This window comes from Acidobacteriota bacterium (genome assembly GCA_033549365.1).
GTDB lineage: Bacteria > Acidobacteriota > Aminicenantia > Aminicenantales > Saccharicenantaceae > JAWSUF01.
In genome coordinates this window covers 255507-281320 of the sequence record JAWSUF010000003.1, presented here as the reverse complement: position 1 = coordinate 281320, position 25814 = coordinate 255507, and the positions used below count along the sequence as shown (strand labels likewise).

General features: G+C 60.1%; 22 protein-coding genes. 8 read left to right on the top strand and 14 right to left on the bottom strand.

From position 1 onward, the window contains the following. Positions 1-5: 5 nt before the first annotated feature. Complete coding sequence (locus tag SCM96_06525; GenBank protein ID MDW7760276.1) at positions 6-1715, bottom strand: amidohydrolase; 1710 nt, start codon at positions 1713-1715, stop codon at positions 6-8. A gap of 269 nt (positions 1716-1984) precedes the next feature. Between SCM96_06525 and SCM96_06520 the strand changes: the two genes are divergently transcribed. Continuing rightward, positions 1985-3013 carry a sugar kinase gene (locus SCM96_06520; protein MDW7760275.1) on the top strand — a complete coding sequence of 343 codons (1029 nt, stop codon included), beginning with the start codon at positions 1985-1987 and terminating at the stop codon, positions 3011-3013. Between the two features lie 12 nt (positions 3014-3025). Next, entirely contained in the window at positions 3026-3667 is a 642-nt protein-coding gene (locus SCM96_06515; protein MDW7760274.1) for a bifunctional 4-hydroxy-2-oxoglutarate aldolase/2-dehydro-3-deoxy-phosphogluconate aldolase, read from the top strand. 10 nt (positions 3668-3677) lie between these two features. Here SCM96_06515 and SCM96_06510 read toward each other — a convergent pair whose 3' ends face one another. The 7 genes from SCM96_06510 to SCM96_06480 all read right to left on the bottom strand — a co-directional run bounded on the left by SCM96_06510 (position 3678) and on the right by SCM96_06480 (position 10668). Then, positions 3678-4061 (bottom strand): desulfoferrodoxin, encoded by a 384-nt coding sequence (locus tag SCM96_06510; GenBank protein MDW7760273.1) that lies wholly within the window; start codon positions 4059-4061, stop codon positions 3678-3680. A gap of 208 nt (positions 4062-4269) precedes the next feature. Further along, the gene (locus tag SCM96_06505) at positions 4270-6297 is read right to left on the bottom strand and encodes a glycoside hydrolase family 127 protein (protein ID MDW7760272.1); all 2028 of its coding nucleotides are present in this window, start codon (positions 6295-6297) and stop codon (positions 4270-4272) included. A gap of 219 nt (positions 6298-6516) precedes the next feature. Next, positions 6517-6777, bottom strand: coding sequence for a hypothetical protein (locus SCM96_06500; GenBank protein MDW7760271.1), 261 nt, complete (start codon positions 6775-6777; stop codon positions 6517-6519). 108 nt (positions 6778-6885) lie between these two features. Further along, positions 6886-8073, bottom strand: a complete 1188-nt coding sequence (locus tag SCM96_06495) for an aminotransferase class I/II-fold pyridoxal phosphate-dependent enzyme (GenBank protein MDW7760270.1) — start codon at positions 8071-8073, stop codon at positions 6886-6888. Beyond that, on the bottom strand, positions 8070-8537 hold the full coding sequence (locus SCM96_06490) for a Fur family transcriptional regulator (protein MDW7760269.1): 468 nt from the start codon (positions 8535-8537) through the stop codon (positions 8070-8072). The genes SCM96_06495 and SCM96_06490 overlap by 4 nt, the downstream gene beginning before the upstream one ends. 109 nt (positions 8538-8646) lie before the next feature. Next, positions 8647-10008, bottom strand: coding sequence for a (Fe-S)-binding protein (locus SCM96_06485; protein ID MDW7760268.1), 1362 nt, complete (start codon positions 10006-10008; stop codon positions 8647-8649). A gap of 3 nt (positions 10009-10011) precedes the next feature. Further along, the gene (locus SCM96_06480) at positions 10012-10668 is read right to left on the bottom strand and encodes a hypothetical protein (GenBank protein ID MDW7760267.1); all 657 of its coding nucleotides are present in this window, start codon (positions 10666-10668) and stop codon (positions 10012-10014) included. 60 nt (positions 10669-10728) lie between these two features. Between SCM96_06480 and SCM96_06475 the strand changes: the two genes are divergently transcribed. Then, positions 10729-12159 carry a helix-turn-helix domain-containing protein gene (locus tag SCM96_06475; protein ID MDW7760266.1) on the top strand — a complete coding sequence of 477 codons (1431 nt, stop codon included), beginning with the start codon at positions 10729-10731 and terminating at the stop codon, positions 12157-12159. A gap of 16 nt (positions 12160-12175) precedes the next feature. Further along, positions 12176-13255, top strand: coding sequence for a uroporphyrinogen decarboxylase family protein (locus tag SCM96_06470; GenBank protein ID MDW7760265.1), 1080 nt, complete (start codon positions 12176-12178; stop codon positions 13253-13255). A gap of 247 nt (positions 13256-13502) precedes the next feature. Here SCM96_06470 and SCM96_06465 read toward each other — a convergent pair whose 3' ends face one another. After that, a complete protein-coding gene (locus SCM96_06465; GenBank protein MDW7760264.1) occupies positions 13503-15602 on the bottom strand; it encodes an adenosylcobalamin-dependent ribonucleoside-diphosphate reductase in 2100 nt (699 codons plus the stop codon). Between the two features lie 123 nt (positions 15603-15725). Here SCM96_06465 and SCM96_06460 point away from each other — a divergent pair, with 123 nt between their 5' ends. Together SCM96_06460 and SCM96_06455 are read left to right on the top strand one after the other, a co-directional pair. Then, positions 15726-17630 carry a hypothetical protein gene (locus SCM96_06460; GenBank protein ID MDW7760263.1) on the top strand — a complete coding sequence of 635 codons (1905 nt, stop codon included), beginning with the start codon at positions 15726-15728 and terminating at the stop codon, positions 17628-17630. A gap of 174 nt (positions 17631-17804) precedes the next feature. Then, positions 17805-19004, top strand: coding sequence for a radical SAM protein (locus SCM96_06455; GenBank protein MDW7760262.1), 1200 nt, complete (start codon positions 17805-17807; stop codon positions 19002-19004). A gap of 14 nt (positions 19005-19018) precedes the next feature. Here the strand turns inward: SCM96_06455 and SCM96_06450 are convergent, their stop codons facing one another. The 3 genes from SCM96_06450 to SCM96_06440 are packed head-to-tail and all read right to left on the bottom strand — an operon-like array spanning position 19019 to position 21709. Continuing rightward, complete coding sequence (locus tag SCM96_06450) at positions 19019-19711, bottom strand: HAD family hydrolase (GenBank protein ID MDW7760261.1); 693 nt, start codon at positions 19709-19711, stop codon at positions 19019-19021. Next, positions 19708-20478 carry a lysophospholipid acyltransferase family protein gene (locus SCM96_06445; GenBank protein MDW7760260.1) on the bottom strand — a complete coding sequence of 257 codons (771 nt, stop codon included), beginning with the start codon at positions 20476-20478 and terminating at the stop codon, positions 19708-19710. Before SCM96_06445 ends, SCM96_06450 begins: the two co-directional genes overlap by 4 nt. Positions 20479-20500: 22 nt before the next feature. Beyond that, entirely contained in the window at positions 20501-21709 is a 1209-nt protein-coding gene (locus SCM96_06440) for a glycosyl transferase (protein ID MDW7760259.1), read from the bottom strand. Positions 21710-21977: 268 nt separating this feature from the next. Between SCM96_06440 and nhaC the strand changes: the two genes are divergently transcribed. Continuing rightward, positions 21978-23405 carry a Na+/H+ antiporter NhaC gene (gene nhaC, locus SCM96_06435; GenBank protein MDW7760258.1) on the top strand — a complete coding sequence of 476 codons (1428 nt, stop codon included), beginning with the start codon at positions 21978-21980 and terminating at the stop codon, positions 23403-23405. A gap of 10 nt (positions 23406-23415) precedes the next feature. On the opposite strand, the gene SCM96_06430 is transcribed toward nhaC, so the two are convergent. Together SCM96_06430 and SCM96_06425 are read right to left on the bottom strand one after the other, a co-directional pair. Next, on the bottom strand, positions 23416-23688 hold the full coding sequence (locus tag SCM96_06430; GenBank protein ID MDW7760257.1) for a hypothetical protein: 273 nt from the start codon (positions 23686-23688) through the stop codon (positions 23416-23418). Positions 23689-23753: 65 nt separating this feature from the next. Next, on the bottom strand, positions 23754-25187 hold the full coding sequence (locus tag SCM96_06425; protein ID MDW7760256.1) for a sigma-54-dependent Fis family transcriptional regulator: 1434 nt from the start codon (positions 25185-25187) through the stop codon (positions 23754-23756). Between SCM96_06425 and SCM96_06420 the strand changes: the two genes are divergently transcribed. Further along, a complete protein-coding gene (locus SCM96_06420) occupies positions 25186-25812 on the top strand; it encodes a GWxTD domain-containing protein (GenBank protein MDW7760255.1) in 627 nt (208 codons plus the stop codon). The two genes, SCM96_06425 and SCM96_06420, sit on opposite strands and share 2 nt — an antisense overlap. The last annotated feature ends 2 nt before the right edge of the window (positions 25813-25814 follow it).

The window sequence follows — 25814 nt, the reverse complement described above, 5'->3', positions numbered from 1 at the left end:
TTTATTTATTTTCTTTGTTTTATTGAAGCCAAGCTACGGAGGATTCGGCCGCCGATAATAACAGCCGCGACCTCGGTCTTGAGGATGTTTTCGGGGGGCAGAGCCAGAATGTTCCGGTCGAGGATCGTAAAGTCGGCCAGCTTGCCGACCTCGATCGAGCCCAGGACATCCTCCTGGAACGCGGCACGGGCCGCCCAGATGGTGAAGCCACGGACGGCCTCCTCGATCGACATCCTCTGTTCCGGAAACCATCCCCCCTCGGGCCGGCCCTCGACATTCTGCCGGGTCACGGCCGCGTGAATTCCGAGAAGCGGGTCGACCGGTTCGACGGGAAAATCCGATCCGCAGGGAACGAAAAGCCCGGCGTCCAGAAACCAGCGCCAGGCATAGCCGCCTCCGGCCCGCCGGGCCCCGACCCGGTCTTCGGCGAACCGCATGTCGGATACGGCATGAATGGGCTGCATCGAGGGGATGACGCCCAGCTCGGCGAAACGTTCGACATCCCGCCTCTCGACGAACTGGGCATGTTCGATGCGGAAGCGGTGATCGGGATTCGGATGCTCCGCCAAAGCCCGGGCGTAGGCTTCGAGACACAGACGGTTGCCGCGGATGCCGATGCAGTGGGTGTTGACGGACATATCGGCTTCCAGGGCGGCCTTGGCGATCTCATAAACATACTCCGGCGTCACCCGGAGAAGCCCCGTGTTACCGGGGTCGTCGTCGTAAGGCTCGAAAAAGGCGGCCCCCCGCGAACCCAGGGCACCGTCGAAATAAAGCTTGATGCCTCGGACAGACAGAAAGTGGCGCCCACCGTAGTTCTCGACCCGGTGACTCCGGAAAAAATCGGCCAGGTCCGGCCCGATCGGAAAGTCCACCTCTTCGCCGAACATGGCGTTGAGCCGGAGAGTCAGGCGGTCCTCGTCGATCAGACTCTTGTAAAGCGCGAGAGCCCGGGGCCCGACACCCGCTTCGTGAACGCCAGTGAGGCCCGCATCGAGGCAGGCCTCGACGGCCAGAAGAAACTTTTCCCGGAACCGCTCGTCCGAATCCGGCGGAATGCGGTCCTGGACAAGATTCATGGCCCTGTTGACGAGAACTCCGGTCGGCTCGCCGCCCGGCTTGCGGACAATGACGCCGCCCGCCGGATCGGGAGTCGAGCGATCGATCCCGGCGATCTCCAGAGCCTTTCGGTTGGCGAACGCGGCGTTGCCGTCGACCCGAATGAGAAAGACGGGATTATCCGGTGATATGTCGCTCAGTTTGTCATGAATGGGAAAGGATCTGTCGGCCCAGGCGTTCTGATCCCAGCGGCCTCCGACGATCCATTCGCCCGGTGCGGAAGAACGGACGCGACCGGCGACGCGGTCGACGATCTCCTCGAAACTCTTTGTTCCCGAGATGTCGAGCGAGGTCAGCGCATCGCCCAGACTGTGGAGATGGGCGTGAGCATCGATCAACCCCGGCAGGATGAGATGCCCCTCAGCGTTCAGAACGGTCGTTGCGTCACCGATCCAGGGAGAGATCTCCTCGCGGGTGCCGACGGCCATGATGCGTTCGCCCCGGACGGCCACCGCTTCAGCCAGAGAAAACCCGGCATCCACCGTGGCCACAACGCCTCCGATGAGGACCAGATCTGCGGGCGGGGACGGTTTTCCGCCGCCACAGCCCAGAGCCAATCCAACCGTAAAAATCAATGCGATGATTTTTTTCGCCAACGGACACCTCCTCTTGCCGATTTCCCTGATCCTTCGGCAGTTCCGTTCTCCCTCTTCCAACGTTCTCCGGGCACCAAGCTTTTCTTTCTCAAACGGAACTCAAAGACCGAACCGCGACCAAAGAGGCAAGCCCCATTGGATCCCCTGAAACATAGCATATCCGGATGGTCATTCAAAGCCGGGCGGGTGAACAGGTATCGACAGGCGACGGGTTTTTATTGTATGTTTGAAAAAAAGGAATGAATTCGAATGAGGGAGTTGGGACACTCATGAAAACCTGCGCCGTTTTCGGTGAAATCCTGCTGCGCCTGTCGCCGCCTCCGGGCGAACGGCTGCTTCAGTCCCCCGTTTTATCCGCCCGATTCGGCGGAGCCGAGGCCAATGTCGCCGTCTCTCTGGCCCGCTTCGGCCGCGCCGTCCGCTGCATCACGGTGCTTCCGATCAGTCCGCTTGGAGACGCGGCCGCCGGAGAGCTCCGGCGCTTCGGTGTCGACACCTCCTTCATCGTCCGTCGCGAAGGACGGATGGGCCTGTATTTCGCGGAAGGCGGGGCCGCCCATAGACCGTCCCAGGTCGTCTACGACCGCGAAAACTCCGCCCTGGCCCTTATCGCGCCGGGCGCCGTGGAATGGCCGAACGCTCTGGAAGGCGCAGGCCGGTTTCACATGACCGGCATCACTCCCGCCTTGAGCGCCCGCGCCGCGGACGCGGCCCTCGAAGCCGTGAAAACGGCCCGAAACAAGGGTCTCGAAGTCTCCCTCGACCTCAATTTCCGGGCCAATCTTTGGACTTACGGAAAAACCGTCCTCGACGTCATGCCGGAATTCGTCCGGCAGGCCGATCTGCTCATCGCCAACGAGGAGGATTGCCAAAAATGCCTCGGCATCGAGGCCGCCGCCGTCCCGGGCCGCGATGCCCTCGATCCCCGAGTCTACGAGGACCTGACGGCCCGCGTCATGAACCGGTTTCCGAACCTCGGCCGTCTGGCCGTCACGCTGCGGCGCAGCCGCAGCGCAAGCGACAACAATTGGACCGCCGTCATGAGAACGCCGGCGAGGTTTTTCACCGGTCCGGATTACGACATCCGCGGCATCGTCGACCGTATCGGGGCTGGGGACGCCTTTGCCGCCGGATTGATCCACGGCCTGGACACGCTCGACGACGACCGGGCGGCCCTGGCCTTCGCCGTCGCCGCTTCCTGCCTCAAGCATACGATCGCCGGGGATTTCAATCTCGCAGACGAAAGCGAGGTTCTCCGTCTGATGCGGGGCGACTGTTCCGGCCGCATTCGGAGGTAGCGGGCCGTGCGGATGAATCGACAGACCGTCCTCGACATCCTTCTGGAAACGAAAATCGTCGCGGTCGTCCGCATGAAGGAACGCCGAAAACTCGAATCCGCCGTCCGGGCTCTGCGCGCGGGCGGAATCAAAGCCGTCGAGATCACCTTGACAACTCCGGGAGCGCTGGAGGCCGTCGCTTCCCTGATCGAGGAAAGAAAGGCCGCGGAGTTCACGGTCGGGGCGGGCACCGTTCTGGACGCCGCGTCGGCCGAAGAGGCCGTCCGGGCCGGCGCGGAATTCCTGGTCTCGCCGATTACGGACACGGGGATGATTGAAGTGGGCCGCCGCGCCGAATGCCTGGTTGCACCCGGCGCCTTCACGCCGACGGAAATCGTTCAAGCCCTGCGGGCCGGCGCGGACATCGTCAAGATCTTTCCGGCGACCTCACTCGGGCCTCAGTTTTTCAAGGACATCCGGGGTCCTCTGCCCGGCGCCCGGCTGATGCCCACGGGCGGCGTCACCCCGGAAAACGCCCCGGACTTCATCCGCGCCGGGGCCTGCTGTGTCGGGATCGGAACAGCACTCCTGGATGCCGCAACTCTCACGGCCGAGGACTGGGACGGACTGACCCGCAAGACCCGAGCGTTGGTCGAAAGCCTCAGAAAAACCTGACCGCCCGGATTTAATTCTGTGTCGTCCAATTGCCGTGGATGTTGCAGTATTCCCGGGCCACAAGCTTGTCGCTGAAGGGCACGTAAAACTCGGCGACCGGCGGGTCTCCGGGCTTCAGGTATTTTCTCTGAATGTAGGGGCCGTTGATGACTTCGATCCATTCGATGTAGTGTTCGTCCGTCATGGGGTGCAGCGTCGAACCGACGGTGACCTTGACGCCTGTGCCGGAGGACTCGATGATCGGGACATGCTTTTCGACGGTTTTGTCGGCGTTGTGCTCCTCCATGAAGATCATCGGCTGTCCGCAGCAGACCAGGGCTTCGGCTCCGGCATGCAGGACCTCGATAATATTGCCGCAGATGTCGCATTTCCAAACTTGGGCTCTTTTCGTCATAATCGACTCCTTTTTTTGATCTTTTACCATTATATACGGGTCGCCAAATTCCCTAAAGCCCCCCACTTTGTCTGATGCCGGCTCATCTGCAGATCGGTTTTCCACCTGATCGATATTCCACCGGCTTGAGGGAAATCCCGGAAGACGGAACGTTAATCCTGTAATCGACAGCTTCTCGGCGGTAAGGCCGGAGCCATACGTTACAGGGCTACGATTTGAGTTTCGGGAATTCCGTAATCCGGATGTTCGTGCAGCCGTAGGGGATGAGCTCGATGTCCTCGAGAGGCTCGGACGACTCCCGGTCGCCGGGGACGATCTCGCCCGCCCAACCGTGGAGAAGCCGCCAATCAGGGAGCTTCCGGCCCTTGGCCCATGCGGCCATCCCTGCGCCCTCGGGAGAAAACGGCCGTTCTCCGACCGGCCGCTCCTCGAAGCGGAGGCTTTTTTCCGGATTCTTCTCGTTGACGAGAAGGCCGTAATTCCACGGCGTCTCCGGCCTGACCTCCCAGTCGGCATGCGGCGGTTCGCGGTGGGGCTTGTCCTCATTGACCCGGGTCCACTTTTCTCCGATCCGAAGAGCGTAGACAAGCGGTCCTCTTTCGACGGCGACGGCGTCGTTGTAGCGCCGCGTGACGACGGGCCGCATCGGCAGTGTGAGCGAAAGCTCCGTCGTTCCCGTCCATTCCCGGTCCAGCCGGTGGAAGCCGCCGGGCTTGGGATGTTCGGTCATGATCCCCACGCCTTCGAGGACGGCGCCTTCGGCCCAGGCCGGAATCCTGAAGAGAAGGGGGAACCGCGCCGGACGCTCGGCCCGGACCTTGAACCGCAGCGTGTCCCGGAAGGGATAGTCCGTGTCGCAGGTCACGGCAACGGGAACGCCTGCCGCCTCGAAGTCGACCGTGCTCGGGGCATAGGCCGCGGCGACGAGTTCACCGGCCGGCCCCCGCATCCACAAATGGGCGGCGAACTTGGGCCAGCCCTGGTGCATGTTGGCCGTGCAGCAGCCGAAGTTCGGCTCCAGGCCGTAAATGTTGGATTCCTGGCCGTTGGTCGTGAACAGGTGGTCGGGGTTGATCGTGCACTGGACCTGGTTCGCCTGCTGGTCGTACTGGTGGGCCCACATGTCCGGCGAGAATGTGGCCGGGAGGGCGTTGAAGGCGACTTTCTCGAGGCGGTCGCCGAAGACCGGATCGCCGAAGGCGGCCAGGATATGTTCGAGAGAATACATAAACTCGAGGACGGCGCAGAGCTCGGTGCCCTGGATCGGATTCTTTCCGGCCAGACACTCGTCCCCCGTGAAAACGCCCGTTGCCTGGCCGTGATGCCGGTCCAAAAGTTCGAGCATGGCATAAGGAAAACGGCGGTCCTCCGCCCGGCCGGAGGCGCGCCACCACAGAGCCTGGGCTTTTGCGGCCATCCCCGTGTTGACGACGTGTTTGGTCCATTTCCACAGGCCGCGGCGGGGATTGGGAACCGTAACGTCTTCGCCTCGGTAGAAGGCGGGGTAGTCGAAGCCCTGGTCGTGGAGCTTTCGGGCCAGGTCGAGAAGCCAGGCCGCGCCCGTTCTTTCATAAAGGGCGAAGATCGGAATGAGCGCCTCGAACCAGCGGAACCGGCCCCAGTTGAAGAGCGGCTGGTGGTCGATCAGGGCATTCATGGCCTTCAGGTTTTTTTCGACGGCCGCCCAAACCCGCTCGTCTCCCGTGATCTCGGCATACTGGCCGAGGACCTTGTCGGCCAGTTGAATGGCCCAGAGATCGTAAGGACGCCCGTCTCGCGGTTTCCTCCAATCCTCGGGGAACGGCTCGAACCAGCCGTCCTCCCTCTGGTGAGCAAGGATGTGCTCGACATATCCCTGAAGCCTTGTCTTGAGGGGCGCGTCGTCCAGAAGCCAGGCCAGCGGGATGGCCCCGTCCATCCAGTAGGGGGCGCGCTCCCAGCCGTCGGCATCGCCGCCGAACCAGCGGCTGCGGGCGACATCGGGCCAGAACTCGTCGAGATGGCCGGTCAGACCGTCGGCCTGGATCCGGAGCTGGCGGCGCAGCCAGCCCTCCGGGCGGATGGAGGTCAGGGGGAGGGGACGGAAGGCGGGGTCATGGAGCCCGGCGGGCGGAGTGTCGTTCTCCACGGCCCGTCCTGAGCTCTTCGAAGACATTCGCATCGAGGCCCAAAAGGGAACGGCCGCGGCCGCCGTGCCGACACTCATGCAAGTCAGAAAATCTCTCCGTCTGATCATATTCACCTCCATATCCAGATTGAAATCCCTGCCTATCGACGTGACATGTGTAGAAATCGATGTTCGGGAAACATTCCATAATATGGAGAAAGAATTGTCAACCCTCACAAGTTCCGGCTATCGATCACTCTATGGGATTGGATCGGAAGTTCTATTATCAAACCGTCGACATCTTTGTCAGGACATGGCCGGGAAATGATTTCTCTTATCGCCTTCGGATCAGGACTGCTGGTCTTTTTCGCGGTTCTTGATCAGGGCCGAGACGGCGTCCCGGAGATCGACGATGGAGAATCCGTAAAGTCTCCGAAGGCGGCCGACGGTTTCGTTCGGGGAAACGGACAAGGACAGGCCGAGCTTTTCCAGGATCGCCGCGACCGGAACTCCGGTGGATGCGGATATCTCCCGCAGGGTCATCTGGCCGGTAATGAGAATCCCGCCTTCTTTTCTCACGCGGGCACGTCCGCCGATCGTCAACGGCATTGACGCCGGCCTCCGGCCAAAACCTCAATGTCCCGGCTATCTCGTTAGAGACGTGCTATCGGAAAAACCTTGGCCGAGGGCACGGCCCCCGGTTCTTCCGTGAGAACATCAGGCCTTGGACAGGGCTTGTTCCAGGTCCTCCCAAATGTCTTCCCAGGCCTCGCAGCCGACGGACAGCCGGATCAGGTCTTCGGTGATTCCGGCTTTTTGGCGCTCCTCGGAGGAGACGCCGGCGTGGGTCATCGAGGCGGGGTGCTGGATCAGCGTTTCGATGCCGCCGAGCGAAACGGCCAGAGTGCACAACCGAACGGAATTGATCATTTTTCGGCCCGCCTCGAATCCGCCCTTGAGGCCGAAGCAGATCAGCGAGCCGAATCCCTTCATCTGTTCGCGGGCCAGAGCGTGCTGGGGATGATCTTCAAGTCCCGGGTAGTTGACCCAGGCGATTTTGGGATGATTCCTGATCATGAGGGCCAGCTTTTCGGCGTTTTCCTGGGACCGCTCGACCCGGAGGGCCAGGGTTTTGACACCACGCAGGACAAGCCAGGACTGGTGGGGATCCATGGTGCCGCCCATGAGGATGAGCACCTTGCGCAGGCGGTTGAAGATCTCTTCCTCCCGGGCGATGAGAATCCCGCCGACGACATCGCTGTGGCCGTTGAGGAATTTGGTCAAGCTGTGGAAAACGATGTCGGCGCCGAGGGCCAGGGGATTCTGAAGAATGGGGCTGGCGAAGGTGTTGTCCACGGCCATGACGATCCCCCGCTCGCGGGCCAGTCGGGCACAGGCCCGGAGGTCCGAGATCAGCAGGGTTGGATTGGCCGGGGTTTCGATGAAGAGAAGTTTCGTCTCCGGCCGCAGGGCTTTTTCGACCAGGTCGAGGCGCGAGGTGTCAATGAAGTCCGCCGTGACGCCGAAACGCGAGTATTCTTTTTCGAGAACGGTCCGCGACGGGCCGTAGACCGAGGCCGTACTGACGACATGGGCGCCCTGCTCCAGAAAAGCCTGGTAGATGGTCGTCACGGCGGCCATGCCGGTGGCCGTGCCGAGAGCGCCGCACCCGCCCTCAAGGGCGGCCACGCAATCCTCCAGGGCCCGGGTGGTCGGGTTCCCGATCCGGGTGTAGATGTAGCCTTTTTCGGAGCCGTCGAAAAGCGCCGCGCCGTGTTCGGCCGAACGAAACGCAAACGTCGAAGACTGGTAGATGGGGACGGACACCCCGCCGTAGATCGGATCCGGCTCCTGTCCGGCGTGGATGACGTTGGTCGCCGCGTGCTTGGAAAGATGGGACTTCACGGGTTTTCTCCTTTTTGTTTTCGGCATCGGCCGCAGAGGCCGACAAATTCGATGTTGTGGTCCCGGATTTGAAAATCGTACTTCCGGGCCAGGACCGCCTCGGTTTTTTTTACGAGTTCGAGTTCCTCGGCCTCGAAATCCATGTAATCGATGATCAGGCCGCAGGACGTGCAGATGAGATGGTGGTGGTGATCTTCGGACGAGCCGGTTTTGAGTTCGTAACGGGAGTGGCCGTCTCCGGCACTGACGCGGTCGACGGCGCCTGACCGAAAGAGAAGATCGAGCGTCCGGTAGACCGTGGTCAAACCGATCTCAGGATTGGTTTTTCTCAGGGCGGCGTAAATGTCCTTGGCACTGACATGGCGCTTCTCGCGGCTGAGGCAGTCGTAGATCGCCTGCCTCGGGGCGGTCCAGCGCGCAACCTGCCCCCGGAACCCGCTGCGTTTTCCGAAACGGCCGGGCATATCAAAAGACCTGACTGTTAATGGTTTTCATTATCATCTTAAACATACCCATTGAGCGGGGCGCTGTCAACAGAAAATTCCGAGCCGGAATCGGGATCTCCGGAGATCTCTAATCCCGGCGATCGGGCGTGTCAAGGATCAAGGCGTCGGCGACGATTTCAGAGACCGTCCGGATCTCGACACCGAGCTTGTAAAACTTGTTGAGCTCGAGAAGCTGGTCGATGCAGTTGTGGCAGGGTGTGGCCACCACCTGGGCCCCGGTCTTCCGAATCTGCTCGGCCTTGATGCCTCCGGCTTTGATCCGCCGGTCGGCGAAGGCGGTCATGGACAGCTGGCCGCCGCCCCCGCCGCAGCAGTAATTCTTTTCTCTGTTGGGCGTCATCTCGACGAAATCGGTCGCGGCTCGCTTAAGGAGAAACCGTTGTTCTTCGGCCACGCCGCCGAGGCGGACGAGATTGCAGGGGTCGTGGAGAGTCGTTTTCTTGGGATTGCGGGCCGGATCCAGCCGGATGCGACCCTGTTTCACGTAATCGACCGTGACTTCAAGAATGCTCCGGACATCGACGGGATGGGCCCGGCCGATCCATTCCGGCGCTTCCCAGCGGTTGGAATTGAAGCCGTGGCCGCATTCGGGGAGAATCAGGGCTTCGGCGCCCAGCGCAACGGCCGTTTTCAGAAGCCGTCCGGACAGCAGCGCGGAGACCTCGTCGTCTCCGGAGTAGAGCCCGTAATTCGTGGCGTCGAAATCCGCGGATGACAGCGTCCAACTTTCGCCCGCGGCATGAAAAATCCTGGCCGCCGCGAGAAGGGAGAGCGGGAAAAATTTGGGTTCCCGCGGATTCACGGTGTAAAGAACACGCGACCCGGTCTTGTCCATGGGCAGGCTCGCTTCAGGATCGCCGGTTTCCGTCCTCAGCTCTTCACTCAGCCAGTCGACCGTTTCCACCCAGTCTTCCCTGTCGATCCCCATGTTGTTGCCCTTTTCGACGGCCGTTTTGACCGTGGAATCCAACCCGGAAGGCACAAGATCGAGAGACGTCAGAAGACCGCGGGCCGTGCGGATGAGAGAGGAGATCCCGATGCCCATGGTGCAGCTCAGGCTGCAGCGGCCGCAAAGGGAACAGCGGCCGAAGAGGGCATCGATCCACTCGCGGACCCTGTCGGCGTCCAGATCCTTGGCACCCACCCAGCCCGGGGCCAGACGGCCGGATGGCGTGAAATGGCGTTTGAAGACTTTGATGACGAGCCCGAGTTTGTAAGCCGGCAGATTTTCCGGCTGCGGATCGGACAGATAATAATGGCAGGCCTCGGCGCAGAGTCCGCAGTGAATGCAGGAGTTGAGGAGGGCGGCCTCATCGCGGCCGAGTTTCGCCCGGAAAGCGGCCCGGGCTTTTTCGAGATCCTCGTTGGTTGCAGCGATCAGGCGTTTCTCCAGAAAATCTTCAATTTTCGGCGGTTGTTTTCCGGCCATGGCTTATCCGAGCTCCGTTTTCCCGGGCAATGTCCCCCGGCGGCCGAAGAAACGGCCGAACAGGATTCTGGAATAGAAGAAATAGGCGCAGTGCCGGATTTTCCCGGCGGGAATATAAAGAAACATCAGGATGGAGGCGGCGAAAAGAACGGGCTCCGTTTCCGGACGCCCGGCGGCAAGCCAGGAGAGGGCGAGAAACAAACCGACGATGCCGTTGGAGACATAGTCATCGGGGCAACTGAGGGCACGAAGGTCCGGCTTGACGATTCTTTTGGCGAGAAGCCCGCAGCCGGCCAGAAACGCGGCGGCGAATATCCATCGGGCCGCCTGAAGGGCCGGGCCGGGAACCCGGACGCCGATGACGGACAGAGCCAGATGCAAAAGGGCGAGGAAAATGCCGCCGTGATAGATAACGCCCGCGGCGTAGGTCGCCAGGTGCTTGCGGGCGCTTTCCTTTTCCCACGGCGTCATCCCCGGCCCGAAGGCATAGAAGATCCCCCGAAGAACCGATCCCCGCGGCTTCGAGAAAAGGGGTGTGCGGCCGTAGGCCAGCGTCCGGGCCAGATGCCATGACAGCGCCGTGATCGAGAAGACGGCCGCCGCGACAACGCCCCATCTCAGGATGTCCATGAGTTCGGGATTATAGCATATCCTTGACACGGCGCACGTCTCTTGAAAAAATGTTATTTTTAACGGAAGATCCATACGGAGAAACTTCGAATGGCGTCCAAAGACAGCGGTTCACCCCCCGATCTTCAATCCTGGAAGGAAATCGCCTCTTACCTGGGATGCGACGAGCGAACCTGCCAAAGATGGGAAAAAGAGTTCGACCTTCCGGTTCGAAGATTGGGAGCCGGTCCCCGGTCCCGGGTCTTCGCCCGCAAGCGGGAGATCGACGCCTGGTTGGAGTCCCGGCTTGGGACAAGCTCGTTATCGGCAGAAATTGCGGGTGCGATCTCAAAGAGTCACAGTCACGCTCGTCCGTCTCAAACCCAAACTTCGTCACTCAAATCCAAATCCCTCCTCCGGCTTCCGGTTGTCGGCGGCGTCCTGGCCGTCGCCGCGACCGCTCTGCTTTTCCTCGGGTTCCCGGAAAAACGCCTGCCGGCCGATTACCGGGTTGAGGAGACCGTTCTTGTAATGCTCGACGCCGAGGGCCGGGATTTATGGCGTTACGAGACAACGCTTATCGACCCCTTGACAACGCCCCTTCTCGGACCGAAGTCAAACAGCCGGATTATCGACAAGGAGGGAATGCAGAGCCTTCCCCGCCTGTTAATCCGGGACCTGACCGGCGACGGCCGGCCTGAAGTCCTCTTTTACCCGACGGATGACTCGGGCCGCCCGGCCGGGGGACTCCTCTGTTTCAACGCCAGGGGCCGCCTTCTCTGGACGTTCGATCCCGGCCGGCCCGTCACGTTCGGTTCCCAAACTTACGGATCGGAGTATTACGGCCGATTTGCTTCTCTGGATCTCGACGGCGACGGCCGCCACAAGATCCTGCTCATTTCCAATCCCCGGGGATTTTTCCCGACTGTCGCGTCCCTTCTCGACGCCGAAGGCCGGCTCCTGGGCGAATACTGGAACTCGGGACACATTCAAGACATCGGTGCGTTCGATATCGACGGCGACGGACGCAATGAAATCATCATGGGTGCCATGAATAATGAATACCGGGAGGCGGTCCTGATCGCGCTGGATCCCGAGGACATGGGGGGAGCATCTCCCCAGCAAAATCCCCATTACACCAATCTCGAGTTGGGCCCGGGGAAAGAAAAATATTATGTCCGTTTTCCCCGTAACGCGATCGACGACGCCCTGACCAGGATCTCCGCCGTCCAGTTTTTGATGATTCAACCGGCCGACCGGATCCTGATCGTTACGCTAGAACCGTCCACGATTCAATACAACTTGAACTTCGGATCGAACAATTTTTCCCCGCGGATTTCTCACGGGTTTGAAATAACCTACTCCGATTTGTTCAAACAAGGCCGGATCGCCGAACCATTCGACAGAGAGGCCCTCCGTTCGAAACTCGGCGAGGATATCTTCTGGTGGGACGGCGAAAACTGGTCGCGGGAACCGACTCTGACCAAATACTGGCGGGAGAAACAAGCCTCCCGGCCGGGCGTCCGGCAGCCGGAGATCTGATATCCGGCCGAATCCCATGGCCGTCCGTGACCGGTTTCTCGAAACCCTGCGGGGCGGAAGACCCAATCCCCTCCCCGACATGGAATTCGGCTATTGGGACAAGACGATCGCCGTCTGGCACGAGCAGGGCCTTCCCCGCGATATCCGAACCAACGCGGACCTTGAGCGGCATCTGGGTCTTGAGGGCCTCTCCATCATTCCCGAGTTGCCCGTGCACATCGGGCTTTTTCCGGATTTCGAAGAGCGGGTGATCGAGGAAAAGAACGGCCGGCGCCTCGTCGTCGACAGGGAAGGCGCCTTGTGCGAAAAACTGGACTTCGACTCGACCATGCCCCGCTATATCCGCTTTGCCGTGGAGACCCGGGAGGATTGGGAACGTCTCCGGGACGAAAGGCTCGATCCCGCCCGCCCCGGACGGATCGGCGACGTCCGCCGGGCCGCCGATGAAGCCCACGCCGCGGGCATGCCCGTGACCGTCCACTGCGGCTCCCTTTACGGCCGACTCCGGAACTGGATGGGTCTTGAAAATTTTTCGCTGGCCCTGATGACCGATCGGGACTGGGTCGAGGAGATGATGGAACATCTGACCGGCCTGGCTCTCCGCCTTATCGAAGACGCCCTGCCCGGTGTCGAGGCCGACGCCGCCTGGTGGTGGGAGGATATGTGCTACAACCACGGACCTCTGCTTTCGCCCCGGCTCTTTGAAGACCTCATGGTCCCACGCTACCGCCGCATCACGGACGCACTCCGGCGGCACGGCGTCGAGGTCAACGTCCTCGACTGCGACGGGCGGATCGATGCCCTTGTCCCCGGCTGGCTTCGGGCCGGGATCGACGTCATGTTCCCGGTCGAGGCGATTCACACCGATCCCCTCCGCCTGCGGCGGGATTTCGGAAGCCGGGTTCGCATGATCGGCGGCGTGAACAAAATGAGCCTCATCGCCGGACGCGGGGCCATCGACAGGGAAATCGAGCGCCTCACGCCGCTTGTCGCCGAGGGCGGCATCATCCCCTGCATCGACCACCGGGTTCCCCCCGACGTCACCTTCGAAAACTACCTCTATTACCTCGAACGCAAACGCACGTTTCTCCTCTGATTGATTCACAGTCCCGATCTGTTCACGGGCCGTATCGGCTCGCCCGGAGGGTCATAAAATTGGGTTCTTTGAGGGGTTGTGCGCGGGTCGAGATTGCCGTTCCGGCAAGGAAGCGGCCCACGAAGGCGTAGTGAGGCTACGTCGAGTGGGCTGCGACGCAGCCGGAATGGTGAGATCGGCACGCCTGAAAGGGAAAAAACGCATTGAGAAGAAGAAGCAAAAACCGGCATTTTTTCCGCACAACCCTTCAACTGCATTTGTTCCAGCCGCAGGCTGGACACGTCGGACATTTCTCGTCCGGCAGCGAGGCGCCGCACTGGCGGCAGATGTTCTTCAAAAAATCCCGGGGATTTTCCCGGACCTCGCCGACGTGGCGCTCCAGGATCTTGGCCATGGCGTCCGGTATGGACTGGACGAGGCCGCCCTCGGTGAAGACCGGATCGGCGCCGCCGATGCCCTTGAGCTGAAAGATGACCTCCCGGGGATCGACACCGCTTCGCAGAGCCAGAGATACAAGACGGCCCAGGGCCTCGGCGTCGGCCATGGTCGAGTAGCCGCTTTTTCCGATTGAGGCGAAGACTTCAAACGGCTTTCCTTCGAGAAACGTGATCGTGACATAGAGGTTGCCGAACCCGGTCTTGATCTTGTCGGTGATCGACGGCAGCGACATCGGCCTCTCGCGGGGAAAACGTTTTTCGCCCTCCGGATCGGTTGTCAGGACCTGTCCGGCCTTGCAGCCGTCGCGGTAGACGGTGACGCCCTTGGCGCCGAGATCCCAGGCCAGGCGGAACACGCGTTCGACATCCTCTTCCGATGCGTCGTGCGGCAGGTTGACGGTCTTGGACACCGAGTTGTCGACATGCTTCTGAAAGGCGGCCTGCATCCGGACGTGGCCTTCCGGCGCAATGTCATGGGCGGTTACGAACCAGGGCGGAAGAGGTTCTCCGGGACGCTCATTCTCCCACTTTTCGAAAAGAGGGTGGACATCGCGGATCTCGCCGTCCAAAATGCGTGAGGTGAAGGAAAAGGCGAAGATCGGCTCGATGGACGAGGAACAGCCCGCAAGGCGGGAAATCGTTCCCGTCGGGGCGATGGTCAGGACGGTGGCGTTTCTCCGGTCCTGTCCCTTGTAGACGGAAAGGTCGATATTCGGGAAACTCCCCTTTTCCCGGCCGAGTTTCCGGGTGGCCTCGTCGGCCGTCTTTCTCAAAAAGCGGGCCAGGCGGGAGGCCAGGCGCAGGGCTTCGGGGGAATCGTAGCGAAGCTCCAGTTGCAGGAGGAGATCGGCAAATCCCATGATGCCGAGCCCGATCCGGCGGTTGGCCTTGGTCATGGCTTCGATCTGGGGGAGAGGATACCGGTTGACCTCGATGACGTCATCCAGGAAACGGACGGCATCGGTCGCGACGGCGGCCAGCCTGTCCCAATCGACGCCGTCCCCGGCCCCGGCCCGACGGAAATTCGCCAGGTTGATCGATCCCAGATTGCAGGATTCATAGGGATGAAGGGGCTGTTCCCCGCAGGGATTCGTGGCCCGGATGTCCCCCACACTTCGCGTCGGATTGCCCCGGTTGATGCGGTCGATGAACAGGAGGCCCGGATCGCCCGTTGCCCAGGCCGCCTCGACGATCATGCGGAAAATGTCCCGGGCTTTGCGGGAACCGGTCTTCTTTCCCGACCGCGGATCCCGGAGCGGGTAGGATGCGCCCCGGGCCAGGGCGGCCATGAAGGCGTCGGTCAGGGCGACGGAGATATTGAAGTTGGGAATGCCCTCTCCGCCGCGCTTCATGCGGATGAACTCCTCGATGTCCGGATGGTCAACCCGCAGGATGCCGATATTGGCGCCGCGCCGCGTTCCGCCCTGTTTGACGGCTTCGGTGGCGGCGTCGATGACCTTGAGGAACGACACCGGGCCCGAGGCAACGCCCTGGGTCCGCCGGACAAAGCTTCCCTTCGGGCGGAGAGAGCTGAAATCGAATCCGGTGCCCCCTCCTTCCTTGTGAACGAGGGCGGCGTTGCGGACCGTGCCGAAGATGGATTCCAGCGAGTCCTCGATGGGCAGAACGAAGCAGGCGCTCAGGCACATGCCGCGGCCCGCGCCGGTCAGGGTCGGGGAATTGGGAAGGAAATCCCTGGCCACCATCAGGCGAAAGAAACGCTCGGCCCAGGCTTTCCGCTCCTTCGGGGATTTTTCCGCCTCGGATACGGCGGATGCGACACGGCGGAAAAGATCGGACGGCGAGCGATCGAGGAAGCCTCCCTTTTCGTCCTTGAGAAAGTAGCGGGCTTTCAGAATCCGGAGGGCATTCGGCGTAAATCCGTCGGTTGCGGAAACGTCTTCGGGCATGGCTTTTCTCCCGGTTCAGGCAGGTTATTCGGCTCGGATTATACCATATTGATAGGATAAGTAAACAAGATCTCGAGGGTTGACAGGAAGCCCGGTTCGTGTTATCTGAAATTCAATAGGACGATGGCTGAAAGGGATTCCAGGGAGATTCTTCGCACGTGGAAGGAAATCTCCGTCCACATGAACGTCAACCTCCGCACGTGTTTTCGTTGGGAAAAGGAATTCGGACTCCCCATCCACAGAATCAACAGAAATTCCCGCCGATCTTCGGTCTTCGCCTACAAATCGGAACTCGACCGTTGGCTTGCAGACAAACCTTTGTCCGTTCCGGCGCAGAACCCGGAAGTCCCCATGTTCCGCCGGCACCCCTTGCGGATTCTCGCCGCGGGAGCGGCGGTTTCATTCGTTGCGGTCGCGTCCTTCCTTTTTGTTTCGCCTCATTCCGGCCGGACCGTTGAACCCAAAGAGCTGACCATCGCCTTGGCTCCCATCGAAATTCTCGACGACCATGCCCGGAATGCCTATTTATCCGAAGGCTTCACCAACGAAATCATCAATTATCTGACGTTTTACGAAGGCATCCGCATCATCCCGGCAATGGAAGCCATACCGGAAACTTCCGGGCAGGACATTCCTTTCGGCCCGCAACCTGATTTCACGCTCCGAGGCGCCCTGCGCCGCGATTCGGGAAGCCTCTTCCTCAACGTCAGCCTTGACCGCCGGTACGACGGTGCCCGCGTTCTCGATCTTGGGATCTCCAAGAGCTCCGACAACCCGCTTGCAGCCGTCGATAATCTCTGCGGAAAGATCGGCGAAGCCCTTGGGTTACCTGAAACAACCGGGAGAAACGCTCGCCCGCTACGTCGGATCGGAAATCCGAAATCACGAAACAACGAATCATACGAAGCCTATCTCAAAGGCACGCACATTCTCGGACAACTCAGCGCCGCCGACGGGGGCGCCGAAACCTCCTGGCGTCTTTACGATAAGGGAACCTATTACGTCCGGCAATCCTCGCGCGAAGCCAACGAGACGGCCATCCGGTTTTTCAACAAAGCGCTGGAGCTTGACGGATCATTTGCCCATGCCCATATCGGCTTGGCCGCCGGTTTTCTGAACTATGTGAATTTCGGATGGGATTCCCGGATGAAATGGCTGGAAAAAGCCGAAGAGCTGCTGATGACGGCCCAAAGCCTCTCTCCCAATCTGCCGGATTATTTCAGCACCCTCATTAAGACTTATCTCCTCATGGATGTCTGCTTTAATTCCGAAACCCGCAACAAGGCCTATGAACTGGCCGAGGAAGGATTGAAACACTATCCCAATCACCCCCGGCTCGAATCCATCGTCGGTTATTGTTATTACTTGAAATTCGGAGAACACGGAAACGAAGAGGATTTCGTCAAGGCTCTCGAGTATAAGGAAAAAAGCTATTGGATGAATCCATTTTCCTTTGACAACCTCGTTTACACAGAGTTGCTGATGCTTAACGGGGAGTTTCGGAAAGCGGCCGATATCTGCAATCTCCTGCGACAGCGGGATTCGTCCGACATGGCGCTTTTCCGGTTTGGAGAAATCCTGTATTACCAGGACGATTTGGAGACCGCCCGAACCGTCATGGAGCAATTCGAAGACCCCCTGGACTATCGAATCCCGTCTCTCCTCTACCTGGGGCAAATCGCAGGACGCCTCGGCGACGAGGATGCCGTGGAGACTCTCTCCTCGCGAATCGAACAGATTTCCCCTGGAGACTATAAATTCTCCGCCGATCTTCTCCGGCTCGCCTCGATGCACCTGGGCGTAGGAAACAAGGAGAAAGGCCTGCGGTATCTCGAACGGTTTTTTTCGGGAGACTTGGCGCGCCGAATTCCCTACATTTACGGCAAACATATCGCTCTCGACGGCAATTTCGACGCATGGCGGGAGGATGCCGATTTTTTGAGAATCCTGCGGAAAGGAATGACATCATGGCGCAAAGCAAAATCATCCGGGTTACTCCTAACATCGAAAAATGCCTTTCAGAACTGAAGGCGGCCGTCCGGGCGATGCCCGCCGGAGAGCCGAAAACGCGGGCGCGTAAAGCCCTGGATTACCTGGTTCGAACCATGGCCGGCGAACCCCAGCCGATGAAAGGCCGAGGGTGTCCGAGAGAAACCCCGATTATCCGGTGAACCGATTGAGGCCGGTATTGTCTGGCCGGCCATGACCATCCGCCATCTGACCCTGTTCCTGACCGATGCCTGCAATTTCTCGTGTTCGTACTGTCTCAGAAGGAAGAAGAATCGCCACATGTCTAAAACAACGGCGGATGCCGTCCTCGACCGTTTCCTTCCCAATTTCTCCAGGGCACCGACGATCAATTTCTACGGCGGCGAACCTCTTCTCAGGTTCAAGCTTCTCAAGCACATCGTCGGACGGCTTCAGGGTGAATCCCGGATGGCATCCTGTAGGCCGCGTTTCGCCCTGACAACCAACGGAAGTCTTGTCACACCCGATGTTCTGGAATTTCTTGAAAACTCAAGATTTTCCGTGACCTTGAGTTTCGACGGGCCCGCCCAGGACATCCACCGACACAAAGGAAGCTTCGGTCCTCTCTCCAACCTTGTCCGGAGCATGACATCATCCCGGAAAATCAAGTTCGAAATCAATACCGTCGTCACTCCGGCAGGTGCCGAAAATCTAATGGAAACCGTCCAATTTCTATGGACTCTCGGCGCCCGGAATATCCGGCTTTCTCCGGCCCTGAACCTTTCCTGGAAGCCGGCCGCCAGGGCGGCCTATCGCCGCGGCCTCTCGCGGCTCCGGCGGCGCCTCTCCGAAGTTTTTCTCAGGACGGGACATGTTTCCGTCCTGAATTTCCGGGAGAACCCGGAACCCGGTCTTTTCCAATGCGGAGCCGGGAAAAACCGGATCGCCGTGACGACGGGAGGGGAAATCTGGGGATGCCACCTGTTTGCCGATTATGGCACAACCATTCCCCCCCGGGAGAAACGGAAGTATCTCATGGGACATATCAAAGACATCCGGGGACATTTCCCATCGCCGGATTCGATGGTATTGCAGGAATATTCCCGGTTGGCCCAGGATGCCTATTCCGTCCGGGGAAAAAGCTGTCTGTTTTGTTCCCACAACCAAGACTGCTCGATTTGTCCGATGAGCCTGGCGACACTCGGCCGCCCCCTGGAATCGATCCCCCTTTATGCCTGTGAGCTTCAGAGAATCCGGATCGCGGAGGTCCGGAAATTTCATGAGATGATTCACTCCGTTCGAGTGGATCCACGCCGATTCATGGCGACGATGCAAAATCGGTCTTCCTTTCGAAAGGGATACCGGGATCTCAAAATGGAGAGCAGGCGGCTTCCGGCGGGAAAATTCGGCGGCAAAGTCGATTCGACCGGTTGAGCCCGAAATCGAATTCAGGACGATTCCGGTGACCCGCCGGAGAACAAACCCGAGGAATTGCAGGTCGAACAGGCCAGGAGATCGAGGGGCTTCTCTAAAAGAACGGCGGCGCCCGCATCAGAGAGTTCGGCGGCGTCCCGGAAACCCCAGAGCGCCCCGGCCGGAAACATCCCGGCCGCGACGGCCGTCCTCATATCGATCCACGTATCGCCGAGAAAGACAAACTGTCGGGGTTCAAGAGCCATCTGCGACGCGATGAGAAAGGCCGCCGCAGGGTCGGGCTTGTGGGGAACGCCGGGTATCGCGCCCCGGATGACTTCAAAAGAAAACGGCAGGAGCTCGCGGACCATGGCTTCGGTGAATGGGTGGGACTTGTTGGACAGAACGGCCGTTCGCACATTCCGCGATTCCAATTCGGCCAGAAGCTCCGGAATGCCGGGGTAGGGCCGGCTGTGATCCCTCCAGACCTCCGCGTATTCGGCGCGGAACTGCCGGACGAAATCCTCGACGGCCGCAGCGCCCGACTCTCCGGGAAAAGCCCTCCGGACCAGAGTTTCCATGCCTTCGCCGACCATGGCCTTGCACTCTTCGATGGAACAGGGCGGCTGATCTCTTCGGGCCAACACGCGGTTCAGGGCCGCCGCGATGTCCTCGATCGTATCAAGGAGCGTGCCGTCCAGATCAAAAATGACCGCGGACCGCATCATGGTGTTTTCCTCCAATGGAGACTTTCCCGGAAAAGGGAATCGACGGTCGCTTCAAGAGCCGCGCGAAACGCCTCGATGACGGCGGAATCATCTCCCTTCAGGTGATCCCGGATGTACATCGGCGGCCCGACGTGGACCCGAATGGTCGCCGGAACACTCCACATGATATGCGTGCCGAAAAACGAAACCGGTGTCACGGGCAAATCCAGACCGTCCGTTTTCAAGAGGTTGAAGGCCATCACCGCGGGACCCCTCCGGAACGCCGCGACGTAGGGATTGGGCTCCCGGGACCGGACACGCCCGCGGCCCTGAAGGGCGATGACCGCCCGTCCCTTGCGCAGGTAGGCTTCGCACTTGCGAATGGCTTCGGCCCGGCTGCCGTCCAACCGGACGGGAATGCTTCCGATCCTGGCGATATTCGAGGACACAAAATGGACGATATAGGCGATCAGAGGGTTGATGATCAGGTGAAGAAAAACGCCGAATTTTTTCATGTGCCGCACCAGATGCTTCCGCACCAGGCGGCTGAAATCGTCCCGGTCGAAGATCAGGATGTTGGCCGTAAAAAAAATGGGACGCGGTGCGATCTTGAACAGAAGTCCGACATCCTTATAGCTGCCGATGTGGTTGCCGACAATGACATTCGGCCCTTCACGCACGAAATGTTCCGCCCCGCGGATCTCGATCTTCTTGGGGAAGAGGGCCAGCTCGGACAGCGCGCGGATGGACCGGCGCATGCTTTCGAGCTCTTTTTCGAAGGACTCCATTTCCGGTTGTCCGCGGCCGGGCTCAGGAACGGCCGTCCTTGTGAACGGCTTCCTGGAGGTTGGCGAAGACATCGGGCAGGGCGGCCGTCACCCTGTGCCAACTCGGGATGAGCAGGGTTTCGAAAGGATTCCTCCAGAAGGCGTTTCCGGCGATCCGGATGGCCTCGCTGAAGGTTTCGACGGCCGAGGATTCCGCGTGGCGGTCGAATTTCAAACCGTTGATCTCGGCATCGTTCATGTAGCGGACGACGGTATCCTGAGCCACTTTGAGATAAATGTTGCTCAGGGTTTTGAAAAACCCCTCGGAAAACTGCACACCCTCCCCCGCCAGAATGCGGAGAATGGATTTGGCGATGTCCACCGTCATCTTCATCAGTCCTTTTTCCGTCTCTCCGGGGATGAGCTCCTGGTGTTTGTGCTCGTAGGAATCGGCGATGTCGACCTGGCAGATCCGGTTCAGGGACATGTTGCGGTAGACCTCGGAGAGCGTCCCGACTTCAAGTCCCCAATCCCCGGGGATGCGCATGGCCATGGCCAGATCGCGGCGGAGGGCCATCTCTCCCGCCAGGGCATAGCGGAAGCTGTCCATATAGCTCAGAAAAGACAGGGGGCCCAGCATTTTCATAAGGGCACGTATGAATGGGGTGAAAAACAGCCGGGTCACCCGGCCGTGCATCCGGTCGGTCACCCGGCTGTAGTAACCCTTGCAGAACTCGTAGGTGGTATGAGGATTGGCCACAGGATAAACCAGCCGGCCCAGAAGGCTGCGATCGTAATCGACGATGTCGCAGTCGTGAAGGGCGATGACCCGGCTCCGTCCTTCGGCCAGAACGAATCCGAAGGCGATCCAAACGGCGCGGCCCTTGCCCTGGGTTCCGGCGGACAAGCCGTTGGCGTCGAGACGCCGGTAGAGGGACTTCATTTTCGGCCCGTCATTCCAGAGAATGACCAGGTTGTCCATGTCGGCGAAAGCTTTCCGGACCTGGAGGAATTGCGTCCTTGTCGCCCGATCCAGACAGAGGACGATCTGGTTGATGTATTCCGCCTTTTTCAGATCCTTCATGATGTGCGGCAGGGTACCGCTGGAGAATTCACGGAAAAGAGAGGGAAGAACGAGGGAAATGGGCCTGCGGCGGCTGAAATCCGCCAAATCCGCCTCCAGTCTCTTGAGATTGGGCTTTCCCAGGCGATGGAATGTGGCGATCACGCCGTTTTGAAAAAAGTCCGACATGGTTCCTCCTTCAGATAGATTATGCCAGGAAAACGGATCTGTCAAACCCGGCTTAAGAGGCGGAAAAACGACATAAAACGACATAAAACGACATAAAAGGACATTTACCCCGAATCTCTTGACAGGGTTTTTCAGAACATTCATGTTGGGGATGGACTCCGAAGGTTTTTCCCAAGGAGGGTTGATGGCCCGGCCGGGCTCGTCTCCCGGCCGGGTTTTTCTTTTCTTGTCATCGCCCTTCGAAGCATGGTAATCTGGGGCGGACGTCATGACGCAACCCCCAGCTTTCACAGACAAGCCCCCCCGCCGGGCGAGCTTCGGCGTTGCTCTCATTCCTCTCATCGCCATGGGCCTTCTTCTGGGCGTGGGATACGGGGTTTATCAAATCCGGCCCCAGGTTCTCCTGGTCGCCGCCGCGGTCATTACGGCCCTGACCGGGTTCGCCCTCCGGTTCTCCTGGAAAGACATGGAGCGGGGCGTCGTCGACAGCATCCACAAGGCCATGCCGGCCATCCTCATCATGCTCTGCGTCGGCATCCTGGTCGGGTCCTGGATCGCCTGCGGAACCATCCCGATGGTCATTTATTACGGTCTGAAGCTCATTTCTCCTCAGTATTTCCTGTTCACGGCCTGTCTGGTCTGCAGCATCACGTCCCTGGCCACGGGGACCTCCTGGGGAACGATCGGCACTCTCGGCGTGGCCTTCATCGGCATCGCCATGGGACTCGGCATTCCCCTGGGTCCGGCCGCCGGCGCCGTCGTGGCCGGGGCGTATTTCGGAGACAAGATGTCGCCTTTCTCCGATGTCACCAACCTGGCACCCGTGGCCGCAGGTTCAAATCTCTTCGACCATATCCGCCACATGCTCTGGTCGGCCGTTCCCGCCTGGCTTTTCGGACTGGCCGTTTATTTCTTCGTCGGACTCCGCTTCCGGGCCGCCGCCGTCGAATCCGAAATCATGACCCTCATCCTGGAAACCCTGCGCACGAATTTCCGTTTCCATGTCCTGCTTCTCCTGCCGATGGCCGTCGTCTTTTATTTCGCCTTCGCCAAGAAGCCGACCATCCCCGGGATGCTGCTGAGTTCGATCGTCGCCGCCGGGCTGGCCGTCATCTTTCAGAAAGCCTCAATCCCGGAGATCGCCCAGGCCGTCAATACAGGTTACCAAGGCCATACGGGAGTCGAGGCCGTGGATCGGCTGATCTCGCGCGGCGGCATGATGAGCATGATGGAAACCCTCCTTGTGGCCTTTACGGCCTTCAGCTTCGGCGGGATCATGCAGGCGACGGGCCTTCTCTCCGTGATTCTCGACCGGGTCATGAAGTTCGCCGACAAAGTCTGGAGCATCGTCATGACCACGGTCGGCGCCTCCGTCCTGACCGCCCTGGTGACGGGCAGCTCCTACCTCTCGATGATCATCCCCGGCGATCTCCTGGCGCCCGTCTACCGGAAAAAAGGGCTGGCCGCCAAGAATCTCTCGCGGATCATCCAGGAGAGCGGCGCGATTATCGTCCCCCTCATCCCCTGGAGCATGGCCGGCGTCTATATCACGGGCACGATCGGCGTCCCGACGTTTTCCTACCTGCCCTGGGCTTTTATGAACTATGTTTCGGTCGTTATTCTGGTGGCGTTTGGATTCACCGGGTTTTCCATGGCCCCCCGCAAGCGCGAGGACGAGACCCGGATCGGCAGCTGACCGGACGGGATTATTCTTCGATATCGGTGAGGGCCTTGGCGAATTTTTCCTTGGCTTGTTCGAGTTTTTTCTTCTGGAGTTCGAAGGTCGCTTCGAACTTGCCCTTCATCGCCTCCGACTTTTTCTTCTGGTCCAGCAGAAGATCGTCCAGACTGCCTTTTTTCTTTTCTTTTTTTTCGGACTGAATGACGCCCGCCGTCCGCACGTCGACCCACAGAAGGGCGGAGCAGCAGGGGCACTCGACCTGGATGATGCCGTCGCCTTTTTTCTCTTCAGCCATCATGGAAACAATTTACCAAACTCGCCCGCAATCGACAAGCCTGCGGCCTCATTCCCGGCACGGGCGCGTTATAGACCATGTTTCTTGATGAGCTTAAACAACCCCTGGCGCGTCAGTCCGATCTCGGCCGCCGTCCTCGTTTTCCGGCCGCGGCAGCGGTCGAGGGCCTGGCGGAGGAACCGTTTTTCAAACTCCGCCCGGGCCTCGATGAACGATGCCGGCCGCTCGGGAGCGGACTCTCCGCGCGGATTCAAACGCGGCGACAGATGGTCCTCCGTGATCATCTCTTCGCATCCGGACAGGATGACACAGCGGCGGATTTCATTCTGAAGTTCCCGGACATTCCCCGGCCAATCGTAGGATTCCAGAAGTTCCTGGACTCCCGGAGAAAACACGGGCACATCCCGGCCCTCCTCCCGGCAATATTTTGCGGCAAACGACGCGGCGAGAGGCAAAATATCCTCCCGCCGGCGCCGGAGCGGAGGCAGTTCGATGGCGATGATTTTCAGACGATAAAAAAGATCCTCCCGAAAGGCCCCGCGCGCCACCTCTTTTTCCAGATCCTTGTTCGTTGCGCTGATGAAACGGGCGCCCACCGCCCGGGTCTGATTTTCGCCGACCCTCCTGATCCGCCTCTCCTCGAGAACCCGGAGAAGCTTGGATTGGAGACCGGGGGACAAGTCTCCGATTTCATCGAGGAAAAACGTGCCGGCCCGGGCTTCCTCGATCAGACCCGACCGGTCCCGGATCGCCCCGGTGAAGGCCCCCTTCGAATAGCCGAAGAGTTCGCTTTCCATCAAGGCATCCGGAATGGCGCCGCAATTGACGGCCACAAAGGGATGCTCGGACCGCCGTCCGGTCTCATGGATGGTCCGGGCGACAAGCTCCTTGCCGGTTCCGCTCTCCCCCCCGATGAACACGGGGGCCTCGGCGTTCTTGACCCGTTCGATCATGAGACGGATGCGCTCGAACTCGCATCCCCGGCCGAAAAGAGGGGATTCACCGTGGGCGGGCCGGCCCCCGTATCGCTCCACGTCCTCCCGAAGAATCGCTTGAATCGGACGCGAGGCGGCTGCAACGAATTCCAGGTCTTGTCTCAGAAACGGCCGGCCGGATAGACGGCGATCGAGGCAGATCACTCCGGCGGCTCTGTCTCCGACGACAAGAGGATGACAGAGAAGCTTTCCGTCAAGAACAGGCTGCCGCACGGCCCGGGCCCGCTCGACCGGCTCGTCGTCCGGGCCGTTGATCGTCTCGATTCCCGGCGGGCCGGTTCTCAGAAAGATCGCCTCCTCCCGCCCATTGAAAAGAACAAGCCGCCAGCGTTCCGACGGAACATGATCGACGATCACATCGAAAAGACGTTGAATCAGGTCGGTGTTCATCGCACCTCGCGCTTTCCTTGCGCAAAGAAAAAAACGCTCGCCGATCCGGCTTTTTCTCACGACGGCGTTTTTGACACACCGGACGGGCTGTGATAGTCTCGGGCTGCGGTTTTTCATGAAGGTCGCGCCTCTTTTCACCATCGTCCTTTGCGCGGCCGTTTCCTCCTGCACTCCCGTCTGGCTCCCCCCGAGAGACGCGTGGCTGGCCCGCCACTTTGTGATCATGGAGGATTTCGAACAAACCGCCTATGCCGGCCTCCGCCCGGAAGGAAAAAGGCGCTTCCAAACGCTGTTCTGGGAGGCTCGCGCCCCGGGCGCGCAGGATGTTTTCGAAGAGCGCATGGCACTGATCTCCAAGGCCTTCCGCCGGGAGAACAGCGCCCGTCCCTGGGATACGGACAGAGCCCGCATTTATCTGTTGAACGGGCCGCCTTTGGAAATCATCTACGGAGAATCCTTAAAAACGGTTTCGGCCCCCATTTCGGCCGACGTTTTCGAGGAATCCGTGGACGGCATCTCCGTGGAGTCCTGGCTCTATCTCTTCGAAAACGTCTTTATCGTCTACCACTTTTTTTTTCGCCCGCCGAACGAATGGCGGATCGGTCCCGGAACCTACAACGACGTCCTCCTGCGCGATCTTGAAGCGCGCAGCCGGCAGGAGTTCTTCGGCATCCCGGACATCGAAACCTACAGGATCGAACTCGAACATCTTGCCGCGGAGAAAAAAAAGAACCCGAGGTGATA